A 16,929-nucleotide genomic window follows, 5' to 3' on the forward strand; every position below is an offset into this window, starting at 1 on the left:
CTCTAATTATATATTATTGCGTGAGCTGATTTTTCAGTTTACTTATTTAGAAATGTTGGGTGAATATTATCAAATAAAATTGCTTCATCTTTTTACTTCCCATGTCTAATATCATCATCTTTAGAAAGACCACAAGTTAAATATTAAAAAAAAAGGATCTTAAATTGTGAAATTAAACTTATTTTTGGATTAGCTATCTAATTCGTATTATAGCAATTAGCCAAACCTATGAAAAGATCTTTACACTTCATTTTTTTTGTTTTTTTTGCCGCAAACTGTTTTGCTCAATTTAGTAAAACCCATTATGTTCCCCCATTAATTTCTGCATCTGGAATGGTTGAAGATCACTATTTATATATCTCAACCCCAAGTCTTACCAATGTAAACTTCAAAATAATTCAAAACGGTGGAAGTGTGATTTATGGAACCGTAAGCAGCAGCAGTCCATATCAATACGATATTGGATCTGGCGAATATACCCAATTATTCACTCCAATAAATAAAACAGGCATTGTAGCCAACAAAGGTTACGTAATAGAAGCCGAAGATTTGATTTATGTGAGCGTAAGAGTCAATGCCGGAAGAACCAACTCTGGAAGCTATAATCACGCCGGAGGATTGGTTTCCAAAGGAAATAGTGCACTCGGGAACACTTTCAGATTAGGGGCGATGTTGAACCCTCTTTTTGACACAACACTACTTAACTTTGCTTCAATCCTAGCCACGGAAAACGGAACTGAAATCACCATTTCTGACCTTCAAAACGGAACCAAACTGTTAGATGGAACTACTGTTACAGGACCAATTACAATTACTCTAAATAAAGGCGAAAGTTATGTACTGGCGTTACAAAATTATAATGACGGCAGTACTGTCTCCAATAGCTCAAAAATAATTGGGGCACTGGTAACATCAGACAAACCCGTTGTGGTCAACTCAGGCTCCTTTGGAGGGAGCAACAGTACAGTAATGGGAATAAATCCAAATGGCGGTTTAGCTCCAGTTGGAAGAGATCTTGGCTTTGACCAAATTGTCTCCTTAGAAAAAACAGGTAAAGAATATGTTTTTGTAAAAGGAATTGGGACAGATGAATTAGAACGTGTTTTATTGGTAGCACATTCCGATAATACTCAAATTTTCCTTAATGGTAATGCAACACCGTTTACAACATTAAACGAAGGTGAATACATTGCACTCGATGGAAGTCAATTCATCAATGGAAATTTATATGTTAACGCAACCGAAAATCTGTTTGCTTATCAAAGCATCGGAGGATCGGATTCTCCAGCCAATCAAAACTTATTTTTTGTTCCTCCCATAAATTGTTCAACACCTAATACAGTCGATAATATTCCGCAAATCCAATCCATTGGTTATACTACATTTAATGGCATCATCAATATAGTCACCGAATCAGGCGCCACTGTTTTATTAAACAACACCCCCATTACTTCTTCCCCGATTGCTATTATAGGGAATTCAAAATTTGTTCGCTATACCGTACCCAATTTATCCGGAAACATATCCATAAAATCAACCAAACAAGTCTATGTATCCTATTTTGGAACCAATGGTGCGGCAACATATGGAGGCTATTATTCCGGTTTTGATTTGAAACCGGAAATTGTATACAGCAAAATAGCTGTTACGAGCTCCGCATGTATTCCAAACGTATCCTTAAAAATAAATTCATTATCATCGTATGATTCTTTCCAATGGTACAAGGATGATATTGCAATTCCTTTGGCCACCAACAATTCGTATACGCCACCTACTCCTGGATATTACCAAGTTAAAGGAAGCATATCCGGCTGTCTGAGTGACGTATATTCAGACAAAATCCCTGTTTGTGAATGCCCTCCTGATTCTGATAATGACGGAACCAATAACAATATCGATATTGATTTGGATAATGACGGGATTTTGAACACAGTTGAAACTTATTTTTCACTAATAAATCAATCAAATCCCCTAGTTAGTACTGATTATACCGCCACCTCAACAGGAGACGGAACAATTTCGGGAAAACCAAATTTTGGTTTCATCTCACAGCTTTCTGCAGGTAAAGACCAACAAAACACCTATACTATTAATTTCAACAGTAAAAGAAATTTATCTTTTACCTATATTTCTTTAGATGTACCGAATCCACTTCCTTTGGGTGAATATATGAATAGTGATGGCGATTTTATTTTGAAAGTACCCACAAATGAAACATTAACTATTTTAGACCCAAACGGTCAATTATTGATAGACACTAATTACGATGGTATATACGAAAGTGGCGTTATACAATTCTCTTCTTTTGAAATTCGTTTTCGATTAAAAAGTGCAACTGCCTTACCATTATATACCGGAACTTTTAGCATTTCCACAAATTCATCAAACCAACTAACTTTTGTTCATCGCAATCTTTCAGAAACCAATCCAAATCAAAGTGTTTTTCAAATAAATTCAAAAGAACAAATCGATTCAGATTTGGATACAGTTCCTGATTTTCTTGATTTGGATAGTGATAATGATGGAATTCCAGACACTATTGAAGCACAGGGAAAAGGATTCAAAACTTACTCGGGTGTAGACACAAATAAAGATGGATTAGACGATATTTTTGAACCAGGACTTCAAAAAATAAATACAGATAACGATGTCAACGGCACAGCTTACTTTGTCACGGATGTTTTTGATCTTGATAGCGATAACGACGGAATTTACGATTTGGTAGAATCAGGAAGTAATGCTCCAGACGCCAATAAAGATGGAATCATCGATGGTCTTCCGGCTGCCTTTGGAGCTAATGGGCTATTCGATGCATTGGAAACTGCTCCAGAAAGTGGTAAACTAATTTACAATCTTGCCGATACTGATACTAATGGTGATTTTAATTACATAGATTTAGACAGCGATGATGATTTATGCAACGATGTCATTGAAGCAGGATTTACCGATCCCAATTCTGACGGACAACTAGGAGCAAATTCAGTTACAGTAAACACTCACGGAATTATAACTGGTACAACAGATGGCTACACTACACCAAATGGTAATTATATAATTGCAACTCCAATTCTTGTGACCAAACAACCCGAAAATCAATCCATTTGTGAATTGCAAAATGCTGCTTTTAGCATTGAATCAAATGCTACTGGATTTCAATGGCAGCTATCCATTGATGGAGGTAACAATTGGAATCCATTAGTAAACAACGCTGTTTACTCAGGAACCAGTACCGCATCTTTGCTTATTACCAGAGTGACTCCTTTATTAAATGGATATCAATACCGTGTCCTTTTGAACAGAACCAATAATAACTGTGGGCTAATTTCTTCAATAGCTACCTTGTCAATTCTTGATTTACCCATTGTTAACACACCAATTTCCATCGTACAATGTGATGATGATACTGATGGGGTCACCAACTTTAATGTAACAGAAAAAAACAGTTTTATTTCTGCCAATTCAGCGAACGAGACATTTACTTATTACACAACTTTAACAGGTGCAACTACAAAAGATACTGCCTCACTCATCACAAATCCTATTGCTTTTACAAGTCCTAATACTACTATTTGGGCTAGAGTCGAAAACGCAAATGGTTGTTTCAGCGTGGCACAATTAAATCTTATCGTTTCGACAACACAAATCAATTCTAACTTCAAAAAAAACTTTGAAGTCTGCGATGATTTTATAGATGAAATTAATGACGACAAAGATGGCATCTCTACTTTTGATTTTAGTACTGTGACAACAGATATTGAAGCCCTGCTTCCATCTCCGAGTTCTAACTATATTATAAAGTTCTACGCCAATGAAGCCGATGCCTTAGCCGAAACAAATTCTATTTCGGATCCTTCCAATTACAGAAACACTTTCCCAAACCAACAAGACATATGGGTACGAGTAGAAAGTAACTTGGACAATGCCTGTTTTGGATTAGGAGCTTATGTCACGCTTCAAGTAAACCCAAAACCAAATATAGACATAAACGAGAGTCAAAATGCCAATCAATTAGTATGTTCCAATTTACCCAGTTTTTTTGTCAAACTCGATGCAGGAATTATTGGCAACACTCCAGCAAGCAATTACAATTATGTTTGGTCAAAAGACGGTAATATTATACCAAATGAAACAAATGAAACTTTAGATGTCAATGAAGAAGGAGACTATACAGTAGTTGTATCTACTCCAAAAGGCTGTGACAGAACTCGAACTATCAAAGTCACTTCCTCCGATATTGCGCATCTGGACTCAGTATCCATCTCCGACTTATCTAGCTACAACACCGTAACCGTAAACATTTCTGGGCAAGGAGACTACGGTTACAGCATCGATTTGCCTAACGGTCCCTTTCAAGAATCCAATTTATTGGAAAATATTCCACCAGGAATACATGATCTTTATGTTTATGACAAAAACGGTTGTGGAACCCTACAAAAGACCATTGCAGTACTTGGGATTCCTAATTTTTTCACACCGAACAACGATGGTTACAATGACTATTGGAATATCAAAGGTGCTAATGAAACGTTCAATAGCGGTGCACGAATCTTCATTTACGATCGATACGGCAAACTAATCAAACAAGTCCTTGCATCAAGCAATGGCTGGGATGGAACTTTCATAGGCAATCCAATGCCTGCAGATGATTATTGGTACTCAATCAAACTAGAAGATGGAAGAGAAGCCAAAGGGCATTTTTCATTAAAACGATAAGTTCACAAAAGGTTTGACTTTCTAAATTCTTTAGGAGTTAAACCTTTTTTCTTCAAAAAAACCCGATTGAAATAACTTAAGGTTTCAAATCCACATTCAAAAGCAATACTATTTATTGTCTTATCTGTTTGCAATAATAATTGACAACTTCTGGTAATCCGAATGATATTCAAATAATCCGAAAAAGTCTTTCCAGTAGCTTTTTTAAAAAAATTACAAAAATTACTTTCCGTCAAATGAATCAAATCAGCAACTTGTTTCAATGTTATGGATTCGGCGAAATGATTTTCCAAAAAAACACAAACCTTATTGATTCTATTTTCACTTTCGGCAGTTTGAACCGTTTGCAAATGATTCGAACATAAAACTTTCTGTTCGGATAATGTTAATTGATTCAGGATATTCATCAAATCAACTATTCGATTAAATCCGCAAGAATCAACGAGTTTTACTAAATCTGCTTTTAAAGCCGAATTTTCGGCAGAGAAAAATAAGCCTTTTTTAGATTGTTCCAACATCATTTTTAATGCATTACTCTCTTCAAATCCCAAAATAGGTGCAATAAAATCTTTCGAAAACTGTATCACAACGGCATCAAAATCTGTATTATCACTCGATTTTCCAACCCAAGTATGAGGCAGATAGGAACCCAATAAAACCAAATCACCATCTCCAAAAGTTTCATGGCTATTCCCTATCAATCGATATCCATTTCCTTTTATAATATAAGTCAATTCAAATTCAGGGTGATAATGCCATTTAAATTCAAAATAAGGAATTTGAAATCTATAAACATAAAAACTGGCTGTTCCTTGATGGGAATTTATATCTTCAAAAATTGGCTTCATAGACTATATTAATTATATATTGATAAAAATATAATTAATAATTGAATATAGTACCATTACTTAATAATTTCGACTTATAAATTATGATTAAAACGAATTATTTTTGACTAAAACTATTTAAAAATGAGACACATACTAATAATCATCAACTTACTTAGCCTGAGTTTTATGAATGCTCAAGAAAAAGAAATCGAAAAATACCAACTATTGCCTTTTGGCAGCATAAAACCCACCGGCTGGATTAAAGCCCAAATGCAGAAAGATCTAAATGGTTTTGTGGGTAATTTGGATCAACTCGTTCCTGATTTAATAAACGACCCCATTTATGGTTCTGGAAGACTGCAAAAGCACAGTAAGTCCAAAGAATTAGGTAATCTAAAGGAAGGAGATGCCGAAGGAAGTGAACAATATATGTGGTGGAACAGTGAAACCCAATCCAATTGGTGGGATGGTTATATCCGTAACGTAATACTACTTGACGATAAAGCTGGTTTAGAAAAAGTTAAAAAATATGTTTACAATATATTGGCTACTCAAGACCCCGATGGGTATTTGGGTATTTATGATCCCGAATTGCGTTATAAATTCAACTCCGAAAACGGGGAACTATGGTCAAAAGCCACTTTGTACCGCGGACTACTCGCTTATTATGAATATTCAAAAGACGAAAAAGTTTGGAACGCCTTGATCAAAGCAGTAGATAATGTGATGCGAAATTACCCCATAAATGCATCGAGTCCGTTTTCTTCAGGTGAAAAATTCAACGGAGGTGTTTCCCACGGACTCACTTTTACGGATGTATTGGATAAAATGTACCAAATTACAGGAGATAAAAAATATGTAAATTATGCTTCGTTTTTGTATCTGGATTTCTCCAAAACGTACCAATCTGAAAAAGATGCTCAATTAGCGAATATTTTAAATCCAAATTACAAATTGCAATCGCATGGTGTACATACTTTCGAGCATCTACGCCCTTTGATTGTGGCCGCTTACGCAAATAAAAAGACGGAATTACAAAATGCATTGTCTATTTATCTTAAACGAATTGAGAGCACAACTACCATTACGGGTGGGCCTATCGGCGATGAATGGATTGCTGAACGTACAGCCGATGCCACTCACACAGGCTACGAATATTGCTCCATACACGAATTACTGGACAGCTACACCGTACTATTACAAAAAGCTGGTCAAGCCAAAATCGCCGATGAAATCGAAACTATTTTCTACAACGCAGCACAAGGGAGTCGAGATCCCAAACATTCTTGTATTGCCTACCTCAAAACCGATAATTCATTTGAAATGTTAGGCACCAAAAATGGAGAAATAGAACCCGACCGTAAACAAACCCGCTATAAGTATTCCCCCGCACACCAAGATGTAGCGGTGTGTTGCAATCCCAATGCAGGAAGAATAACCCCTTACTTTTTAGAAAAATCATGGATGAAAGAAGGAGGCAACACTTTGGTGGCTACAATTCTTTCTCCTAGTATAGTAGAAGCAACTATCGATAACAACCCTATTCGAATTGAAGAAATTACCGAATATCCGTTTAAAAATAAATTCATTTTTAAAATTCAAAATTCAAAAAACAGTAACTTTAAACTAAAAATCAGAAAACCCATTTGGGCAACACAAGTTGAAACAAAGGAGAAATTTACTGAAGAAAATGGCTTTTTAGTTTTGGACAGAAAATTTGCAAAAGAAGATCAAATTGTAATTGAATTTAAAGCATCAATCATTATAAAAGAAGATGCCAATCATGAAAAATATTTCACTTATGGCGCACAAGTATTTGCTAAATCAATTGATGCTACTGAACAGAAAGGAAAAATTTACAAAGGCGATTTTTATGATGTAACCTATGCTCCAAAAACAAACACAAAATATCAATTCATTGAAAACAATAAGGCAAAATTTGAAAATGATAAAATCTCAGTAACCTTAAAAAATAGTACAACAAATGAATCAGAAAATGTTGTTTTGATTCCGTTTGGACAAACCATATTAAGACAAGTTTCTTTTTAAACTAATAAATTAAAAACATGAAAAAAATAGCAGTTTTATTTATCCTTATAGCTCATACCTTAAATGCACAAATCAGTCGTATTGAACCGGCAAATTGGTGGGTTGGAATGAAACTAAATCAAATAACGCTTTTGGTTTACGGAACAGATATTCAAAATTTAGAACCTGAAATAAAATACCAAGGGGTAAAAATTGTAAAAACCGAAAAGGTAGAAAACCCTAATTATTTATTTATAACCATAAATATTAGCCCGGAAACTGTTGTCGGGACTGCCAAAATAAATTTCAAAAAAAACAACAAAACCATAATCACTAAAGATTTTCCATTATTGGCAAGAGAAAACAATAGTGCCAACAGAGCTAGTTTCACTCCAAAAGACGCTGTTTTATTGATTATGCCCGATCGATTTGCCAATGGTGATCCAAAAAATGATAATACGGTGGGTAGTCTGGAAAAAGCCAATCGAAACAACGAAAGCGGTAGGCACGGTGGAGACATTCAGGGAATCATCAACAACCTGGATTATATTCAATCCTTAGGCTATACCCAAATTTGGAATACCCCATTGGCAGAAAATAATATGAATAATTATTCCTATCATGGATATGCTGCCACCGATTTTTATAAAATTGACAGCCGTTACGGAACCAATGAACAATTCAAAAAACTGGTTACAGAAGCCAAGAAAAGAAATATTGGTATAATTTGGGATGTAGTTCTCAATCATTGTGGCTCCGAATATTATTTTGTCAAAGATTTACCCATGAAAGACTGGCTTAATTTTCAAGAAACTAAAAACACCACAAACCATATCAAATCGACTTTGTTGGATCCTTATGCTACAGAAAAAGATAAAATGGGTTATACTGATGGCTGGTTTGATACTTCCATGCCTGATTTGAATCAGAGAAATCCGTTTATGGCGAGTTTCCTTATTCAAAACACCATTTGGTGGGTAGAATATGCTGGTCTTTCCGGTTTTAGAGAAGATACTTTTTCCTATGCCGATAAAGATTTTTTGGCAAAATGGACCAAAACTGTTTTGGATGAATATCCTAATTTCAATATAGTGGGCGAAGAAATGACCACTGTAACGGAGTTGTCCGCCTATTGGCAAAAAGACAAAGTCAATATCGACGGCTACAAATGTTATTTACCGTCTTTAATGGATTTTGCATTGACCGATAATTTAGTCAAATCATTAACTACAAAAAATGACTGGGAATCGACTTGGAAGGAAGTTTACAAGGGAATGGGGCAAGATTATCAATATCCAAATCCAAATAATTTATTGATTTTCCCTGACAATCATGATATGGATCGAATTTATTCTAGGTTGAATAAAGACCTTGATAACTGGAAAATTGCCATGACTTTATATGCCACTATGAGAGGAATTCCACAATTTTATTACGGAACCGAATTATTATTTACCAATGAGAAATCAGGAAATGACGGTCAAAGACGAGCCGATTTTTTTGGTGGTTGGTCTGAAGATACTAAAAATGCTATTACAGGAAAAGGGCTTGACCCCAAAGAACTAGAAGCTCAAAAATACTTGAGTAATTTACTGAATTGGAGGAAAAATGCATCAGTTATTCATAACGGGAAATTTATCCATTATGCTCCGGAAAAAAATGATGTTTATGTCTATTTCAGATACAATGACAATGAAAAAGTAATGGTAATATTGAACAAGAACAAAGAAAAAGTAAATCTTGACATGAATAAATACAACAAAATGATACCAAGCACATTCAAAGCTAAAGAGATTATAAGCAATAAGGAGATTAGCGTAAATAATACTTTGGAAATTGCTCCAAAAACAGCTTTGATACTAGAAATCCAATAAATACAACAATTTTAAAATGAAAAAACACATCACCTTATTCATTGCTGGAATGCTTAGCTTACTTTCAAACGCACAAGAAGTCAAAGTTACGTCAGGAAAAGTACAACGTTTTGAAAATTTTCAATCCAAACTGATTGACGCCCGAAACATAGATGTATGGTTACCGGATGGTTATTCAAACAAAGAAAAATATGCCGTTTTGTATATGCATGACGGACAAGGATTGTATGATGCCGAAAGCACTTGGAACAAACAGGCGTGGGAAGTTGACCAAATAGCCGGAAAATTAATAGCAGAAGGTAAAACTCAAAAATTTATTGTTGTTGGAATTTGGAACAATGGAGCCAAACGTCATCCTGAATATTTTCCTCAAAAACCGTATGAAAGTTTAACTCAAATTCAAAGAGACACTGTCACAGATCAATTACAAAAAGCAGGCAGAACGAAAGAAATTTTCAAACCATACTCAGATTTATTCCTAAAATTTTTGGTAACCGAATTGAAACCATTTATCGATAAAAATTTCTCCACTAAACCCGACCAAAAGAACACTTTTATAGCCGGTTCCAGTATGGGAGGATTGATTTCTATGTACGCCATTTGCGAATATCCAAAAGTTTTCGGAGGCGCGGCTTGTATTTCTACACATTGGCCTGGAACATTTTCTGCCGATAACAATCCCATTCCAGATGCGTTTGTGAACTATCTAAAAACAAATCTTCCCAATCCAAAAGACCATAAAATCTATTTTGATTATGGAGATCAAACTCTAGATGCTTTATACAAACCATTTCAGGAAAAAGTTGATCTCGTGATGAAAGCTAAAGGTTTTACTAACAAAAACTGGGAAACTAAATTCTTCCCTGGAGAAAATCATTCAGAGCAAGCATGGGCTAAGCGATTGGATATTCCGCTGTTATTTTTATTAAAGAAATAGAATCATGAAAAAACTAGCACTTGTCCTATTCATAACATTATTTTCCTTTCAAAGTTGTTCAAATAAAGAAGAAGCCAAAGACTTTACGCAATTTGTCAATCCATTTATAGGAACAGATGGAACAGGTCATACTTTTCCAGGTGCTTGTTTGCCCTTTGGAATGGTGCAACCTAGTCCTGACAATGTAGATATAGGTTGGGATTACACATCGGGTTATCAATACAAAAATCCGGAAATTCTTGGCTTTTCTCAAACCCATTTGAGCGGAACTGGTATTAATGATTTGGGAGATGTTTTATTGCTTCCTTTTGTGGATAACAAAACCAAAAAATTCAAAACCGGCTACAATAAAAAAACAGAAAAAGCCAGTCCTGGTTTTTATTCGGTTACATTAAATGACAGTATAAAAGTAAATCTAACTGCAACCGAGAGAGTCGCTTTCAATCAATTTATCTATCCCAAAAACAAAACAAAATTATTGGTTGACATCCAACATGGATTGCGTTTCCTTACTGATTCTTTGGTATTGGAAAGTAAAGTCAGCATTGAAAACAATACTACCATTTCGGGTTATTGCTATAACAAAAACTGGGTAGAAAGAAAATACTACTTTACGCTGATTTTCGATAATCCGTTTTCAAGTATAAAAGAATTACCAAAAAAAGCGAAAGAAAATGCACCGCGTTATATTCTTGATTTTGAGTTAAAAAACAAAACGTTGCAAGCCAAAATTGCTTTTTCAACCGTAAGTATTGAAGGTGCGAAAAACAATCTAAAAACGGAATTACCCAATTGGAATTTTGAGCAAACAGTAACCAAAGCCAAAGCAAAATGGAACAATTACTTAGCAAAAATCGAAATTGAAGCTCCTCAAAAACAAAAAGAAATATTTTATACTTCCTTATACCATTTGTTTACCCAGCCCAGTAACATTGCCGATGTTGATGGAAAATACCGCGGTGCCGATGACAAAGTCGCTACAGCACCAAACGGGCAGTATTACTCTACCCTATCGCTTTGGGATACTTATCGTGCAGCAAATCCATTGTATACCATACTTGTTCCAGAACGTGTAAACGCTTTTATAAACACAATGCTCCTTCATCATAAGGCTGCGGGATATTTGCCCATTTGGACGGTTTGGGGACAAGAAAACAATTGCATGATTGGTAATCATGCCATTCCGATTATAACGGAAGCATACAACAAAGGATTTAAGGGCTTTGATGCCAACGAAGCTTTGCAAGCTATGATTGAAACAACCTCAAAAAATCATCCTAACAATGATTGGGAATTATACAATAAATATGGATATTATCCGTTTGATAAAATTGATAATGAATCCGTTTCCAGAACCTTAGAAAGCGGTTATGATGATTATTGCGTGGCATTATTAGCCGAAAAATTAGGAAGTAAAACCATTGCCGAAACCTATTACAAAAGAGCTTCTTACTACAAAAACTTATTCGACAAAGAAACTAGATTAATGAGAGGAAAAGATACTCAAGGGAATTGGAGAACTCCATTTGACCCTCTAAAACCGACATCCCCTATGAACAATCCTGGAGATTATACCGAAGCCAACGCTTGGCAATACTCCTGGGCTTCTACCCAACACGATATTCCGGGAATGACAAATCTTTTAGGCGGAAAGGACGCTTTTACAAAACAATTAAACACTTTTTTTACCATCCAATCTGAAAAAGACAACAAGCACTTAGGTCAAGAAGGTATGATTGGACAATACGCTCACGGAAATGAACCTAGTCATCACATATCTTATTTGTACTCATTCTCAAACGAACCCGAAAAAGGTAAAAAATTAATCACCCAAATCTACAACCAGTTTTACAACAACACTCCAAACGGAATTACAGGAAATGATGATTGTGGCCAAATGAGCGCTTGGTACATTTTTACCACTTTAGGATTTTACCCTATTAATCCAGCAACTGGATCATTTGTTTTTGGAGTGCCACAGGTCAAAAAAGCAACAATTCATCTTACCGACAATAAAACTTTGACTATTATTTACAATGGAAGTTCATACAAAAAAATCACTCTTAACGGGGAAAAAATCGACGGCATCGAAATCAATTATTCGCAAATCATGCAGGGTGGAGAATTAAAATTTGAAAAAAAAAACAATTAGAGCATGACCCAGTTAAGTAAAGTGACTAAAACAGGACTCCTCTTGCACAGCCACTTTGCTCAACAGGATCGGGCTACTTCGGTAGCTTCTTTCTATCCCTCAAGTTCACGTACTACCGTTCTACAAGAATATTTTTTGCTAACTATCAAAATTCGTATATTTATAGGGCTCCAAATTATAAAATAATATTGCCACCTTAAATCAATAACAATGTCAAAATTTTTCCTCCCAATTCTATTATTCATTTCCAGCTTTGTATTTGCCCAAAATTTAGATCTTACCGTTTCCGTTTCGGGGATAAAAAACAACACCGGATCGCTAACCGCTGAATTATATAATGCCAAAGACAAATTTCTTAAAGTATCCTATAAGGCTATTTCCTCTCCTATTAAATCCAATTCGGCTACAGTTACTTTTACTGAGATCCCAAAAGGAGAATATACAGTCCTAATCTATCATGACGAAAATAAGAACGGAAAACTGGACAAAAACTTCATCGGAATGCCGAAAGAACCTGTTGCCTGTTCCAATAATGCAAAAGGTTTTATGGGACCTCCTAAATACGATGATGCAAAATTCACAATTACTTCAGATTCAAAAATCATCATCAAAATGAATGATGCGCTTTAACAGAGAAGTCCCAAAAAGCAAAAATCCCAAATTCCAGTACTTAGGAATTTGGGACTTTAAATATTGAAATTTAAATCTTTTAGATTTTAAATCTTTTTCTATCTGTTTCTGTCAAATATATTTTTCTCAAACGAATAGATTTTGGAGTTACCTCTACATATTCATCTTTTTGAATGTATTCTAAAGCTTCTTCAAGAGAGAAAATGATTGGAGGAATAATTCTCGCTTTTTCATCATTACCAGACGAACGAACGTTTGATTGTTTTTTCTCTTTAGTTACGTTTACACACATATCATCACCACGAGAGTTTTCTCCAATTACCTGACCTTCGTAAATTTCAGCATTTGGTTCAACAAAAAACTTACCACGATCTTGCAATTTATCGATAGAATAAGGAATAGCTTTTCCTTTTTCCATAGAAATCAATGAACCTTTGTTACGTCCAGCAATTTCTCCTTTGTAAGGTTCGTATCCTATAAAACGGTGTGCCATAATAGCCTCACCAGCAGTAGCGGTAAGCAATTGATTACGCAATCCAATAATTCCACGGGATGGAATGTTGAATTTTACAATCATACGCTCCCCTTTAGTTTCCATACTCAGCATTTCACCTTTACGCATAGTAACGAACTCAACCGCTCTACCTGAAAGAGTTTCTGGTAAATCAATTGTCAATTCCTCAATTGGCTCACATTTTTTACCGTCAATTTCTTTGATGATAACTTGTGGTTGACCGATTTGCAACTCATAACCTTCTCTTCTCATTGTTTCAATAAGAACAGACAAGTGAAGTACACCACGACCAAAAACCATGAACTTATCAGCTGAATCAGTTTCACCCAATTTCATTGCTAAGTTTTTCTCTAATTCTTTTGTCAAACGCTCTCTAATATGACGAGAAGTTACAAATTTACCCTCTTTTCCAAAGAAAGGAGAATCGTTAATTGTAAACAACATACTCATTGTAGGTTCGTCAATATCAATTGTTTTTAGACCTTCTGGATTTTCAAAATCAGCAATAGTATCACCAATTTCAAAACCTTCAACTCCAATGATTGCACAAATATCTCCAGCAATAACTTGTTGCACTTTTTTACGACCAAGTCCTTCAAAAGTATGAAGCTCTTTGATACGAGATTTAGATATAGTACCATCTCTTTTTACCAATGAGATTGGCATACCTTCATTCAAAACACCTCTTTCCAAACGACCAATTGCAATACGACCTGTAAATGCAGAGAAATCTAAAGAGGTAATCAACATTTGTGGAGTTCCTTCAGAAACTTTAGGAGCTGGTACATTCTCGATAACCATGTCCAACAATGCTTCAACATTATCAGTTACGTTTTCCCAATGATCAGACATCCAGTTATTCTTAGCTGAACCATAAACGGTTGGGAAATCCAACTGCCATTCTTGAGCACCTAATTCAAACATTAAGTCAAAAACTTTTTCATGAACTTCTTCAGGAGTACAGTTTTCTTTATCTACTTTATTGATTACAACACAAGGTTTTAATCCTAAGTCAATTGCTTTTTGCAATACAAAACGAGTTTGTGGCATTGGACCTTCAAAAGCATCTACCAAAAGGCAAACACCATCAGCCATATTCAATACACGCTCCACCTCACCACCAAAATCGGCGTGACCAGGAGTATCGATAATATTGATTTTTGTACCTTTATATTGAACCGAAACATTCTTTGAAGTAATTGTAATACCTCTTTCGCGCTCTAAGTCGTTATTATCAAGGATTAAGTCACCTGTGTTTTCGTTGTCACGAAATAATTGACAGTGATACATAATTTTATCAACCAAAGTTGTTTTACCGTGATCGACGTGGGCAATAATTGCAATGTTTCTAATAGCTTCCATCTGTGATTTTTAATGGGTGCAAAGGTACACTTTATTTTGATATAAAAAACCTTTACACAATAGTTTGCTATTTTGTTAACACATAAGCACTTATTATAAACTTAAAATTACGATGTCGGAATTTATTTAAAACATCGTTTTAAATTTTAACATTTATTAATTATATTTGATTAATGAAAAACAAAGCCAACCAAATAACCTTAATCTACACCCTTTTCGCATTATTTTTAGCTATCATTAGCTTTAAATTAGCCAAGCAATACTCTTCTTATTTGGATTGCTATAATTTCAGTTTCATCAAAGACATATTCTTCATCACTATCACAGGAATACTCTTTAGATACATCTTGTCCAAAAACGACAAAAGAAACACTGAAATCAATAAAAATCTCAGACAAACTAACGATAAATTAAAAGAGTCAAACGACAAATACGACATCGTTGCCAAAGCCACTAGCGACACTATTTGGGACTGGAAAATTCCAGAGGACCAAATCACATGGAATAAGGGAATCAAAGGGATATTCGGCTATAGCCAAGATCAAGTAGGAAAAAATTCCAAATGGTGGTTTGATAATATCCATCCTGAAGACAGTATAAAAATGTCTGTAAAACTCTATTCTTTTTTAGAACAAAAAACAGAAAAGTGGCAGGATCAATATCGCTTTAAATGCGGAGACGGTACATACAAATATGTATTAGACAGAGGCTTTATTCTAAAAGATGAAAACGGGAAAGCTATCAGAATGATTGGCGCCATACAAGACATTACCAAACAAAAGGAAGAAGAAAACCGCTTAAAATTACTCGAAACCGTTTTCACCGAAGCTAAAGATTCTATCATTATCACCCAAGCAGCCTCAGATGACAATCAAATCCCAAAAATAGTTTTTGCCAACCCTGCATTTAGTAAAATGTCAGGTTATGAACATTTCGAGATTATAGGTAAATCTCCTAATTTCTTTATGGGGAAAGATTCCGATCTACAGGAAATTGAAAAATTAATAAACTCAATAAAAAACAAAAAAGAATGCTTTCTAGAAATCATACTTTACAAAAAAGACCAATCCGAATACTGGGTCAGATTATCATTTATTCCGGTTTACAACCTTGAACACGATCTTTCACACTGGATTTCTATACAAAGAGACATTACTGAAGAAAAAAAATTAGAAAAAGAAAAAGAAATACTCATTCGAGAATTAACCCAAAACAACAAAGATTTAAAGCAATTCTCCTATATCACATCCCATAATTTAAGAGCTCCCCTATCAAACTTGACTGGATTACTGAACCTAATTGACGACTTTACAATTGAAGACGAAGAATTAAAAGAAATCTTAACAGGATTTAAGTTATCTACACTTTTACTCAACGAAACTATCAATGATCTCGCCAAAGTAATAACCATAAAAGACAGCACATCCATACAAAACGAAGAATTACAAATACAAGACATTTTCAAAAACATCCTAAATCAACTCCATATTCAGCTCGATAACACAAAACCTCAGTTAAACATCAACTATGGAAATGTTTCCAAAATACACACTAACAAAGCCTATTTTGAAAGTATCTTCATCAATTTACTTACCAATTCCTTAAAATACAGATCCAAAAACAGAGAATTAGTAATTGATATCACAATAACCGAAGAAGAAAATGATACTATAAAAATCATTTTCAGAGACAATGGTATAGGTATTGATTTAGAAAGAAATAAAAATAAAATTTTCGGTCTTTACCAAAGATTTCATGATTACCCAGACAGCAAAGGCTTAGGCCTATTCTTGGTTAAATCACAAATAGAAACTATGGGAGGTACAATTAGTATACAAAGCGAGATTGAAAATGGAACTGAATTTATACTGACTTTTAAATCCCTATAA

9 protein-coding genes are annotated in these 16,929 nt (G+C 34.8%); 7 read left to right on the forward strand and 2 right to left on the reverse strand.

Going from position 1 to position 16,929, the window contains the following annotated elements:
• Positions 1-228: 228 nt before the first annotated feature.
• On the forward strand, positions 229-4,713 hold the full coding sequence (locus B0E44_RS01015) for a T9SS type B sorting domain-containing protein (protein WP_077370346.1): 4,485 nt from the start codon (positions 229-231) through the stop codon (positions 4,711-4,713).
• 2 nt (positions 4,714-4,715) lie between these two features.
• Here B0E44_RS01015 and B0E44_RS01020 read toward each other — a convergent pair whose 3' ends face one another.
• Entirely contained in the window at positions 4,716-5,561 is an 846-nt protein-coding gene (locus B0E44_RS01020; protein ID WP_077370347.1) for an AraC family transcriptional regulator, read from the reverse strand.
• Positions 5,562-5,684: 123 nt separating this feature from the next.
• On the opposite strand from B0E44_RS01020, the gene B0E44_RS01025 reads away from it, so the two are divergent.
• From B0E44_RS01025 to B0E44_RS01045, 5 genes are all read left to right on the forward strand, one after another.
• Complete coding sequence (locus tag B0E44_RS01025; RefSeq protein WP_077370348.1) at positions 5,685-7,592, forward strand: beta-L-arabinofuranosidase domain-containing protein; 1,908 nt, start codon at positions 5,685-5,687, stop codon at positions 7,590-7,592.
• Positions 7,593-7,609: 17 nt separating this feature from the next.
• Positions 7,610-9,445, forward strand: coding sequence for a glycoside hydrolase family 13 protein (locus tag B0E44_RS01030; RefSeq protein WP_077370349.1), 1,836 nt, complete (start codon positions 7,610-7,612; stop codon positions 9,443-9,445).
• A gap of 16 nt (positions 9,446-9,461) precedes the next feature.
• On the forward strand, positions 9,462-10,382 hold the full coding sequence (locus B0E44_RS01035) for an alpha/beta hydrolase (RefSeq protein ID WP_077370350.1): 921 nt from the start codon (positions 9,462-9,464) through the stop codon (positions 10,380-10,382).
• Between the two features lie 4 nt (positions 10,383-10,386).
• Positions 10,387-12,534: a GH92 family glycosyl hydrolase gene (locus tag B0E44_RS01040; protein WP_077370351.1), complete on the forward strand. Its 2,148-nt coding sequence runs from the start codon at positions 10,387-10,389 to the stop codon at positions 12,532-12,534.
• 210 nt (positions 12,535-12,744) lie between these two features.
• Entirely contained in the window at positions 12,745-13,164 is a 420-nt protein-coding gene (locus B0E44_RS01045) for a DUF2141 domain-containing protein (RefSeq protein WP_077370352.1), read from the forward strand.
• A gap of 79 nt (positions 13,165-13,243) precedes the next feature.
• On the opposite strand, the gene typA is transcribed toward B0E44_RS01045, so the two are convergent.
• Positions 13,244-15,040: a translational GTPase TypA gene (gene typA / locus B0E44_RS01050; RefSeq protein WP_077370353.1), complete on the reverse strand. Its 1,797-nt coding sequence runs from the start codon at positions 15,038-15,040 to the stop codon at positions 13,244-13,246.
• A gap of 173 nt (positions 15,041-15,213) precedes the next feature.
• Here typA and B0E44_RS01055 point away from each other — a divergent pair, with 173 nt between their 5' ends.
• On the forward strand, positions 15,214-16,929 hold the full coding sequence (locus B0E44_RS01055) for a PAS domain-containing protein (protein WP_077370354.1): 1,716 nt from the start codon (positions 15,214-15,216) through the stop codon (positions 16,927-16,929).

Origin of the sequence: Flavobacterium sp. A45 (genome assembly GCF_002001005.1) — a bacterium.
In the GTDB taxonomy this organism is placed as follows: Bacteria; Bacteroidota; Bacteroidia; order Flavobacteriales; family Flavobacteriaceae; genus Flavobacterium.

What these genes read in the sequence shown, in the direction of transcription:
- B0E44_RS01015 (WP_077370346.1), top strand. Translation starts at nt 229, where the DNA reads ATGAAAAGATCTTTACACTTCATTTTTTTTGTTTTTTTTGCCGCAAAC.
- B0E44_RS01020 (WP_077370347.1), bottom strand. Translation starts at nt 5,561, where the DNA reads ATGAAGCCAATTTTTGAAGATATAAATTCCCATCAAGGAACAGCCAGT.
- B0E44_RS01025 (WP_077370348.1), top strand. Translation starts at nt 5,685, where the DNA reads ATGAGACACATACTAATAATCATCAACTTACTTAGCCTGAGTTTTATG.
- B0E44_RS01030 (WP_077370349.1), top strand. Translation starts at nt 7,610, where the DNA reads ATGAAAAAAATAGCAGTTTTATTTATCCTTATAGCTCATACCTTAAAT.
- B0E44_RS01035 (WP_077370350.1), top strand. Translation starts at nt 9,462, where the DNA reads ATGAAAAAACACATCACCTTATTCATTGCTGGAATGCTTAGCTTACTT.
- B0E44_RS01040 (WP_077370351.1), top strand. Translation starts at nt 10,387, where the DNA reads ATGAAAAAACTAGCACTTGTCCTATTCATAACATTATTTTCCTTTCAA.
- B0E44_RS01045 (WP_077370352.1), top strand. Translation starts at nt 12,745, where the DNA reads ATGTCAAAATTTTTCCTCCCAATTCTATTATTCATTTCCAGCTTTGTA.
- typA (WP_077370353.1), bottom strand. Translation starts at nt 15,040, where the DNA reads ATGGAAGCTATTAGAAACATTGCAATTATTGCCCACGTCGATCACGGT.
- B0E44_RS01055 (WP_077370354.1), top strand. Translation starts at nt 15,214, where the DNA reads ATGAAAAACAAAGCCAACCAAATAACCTTAATCTACACCCTTTTCGCA.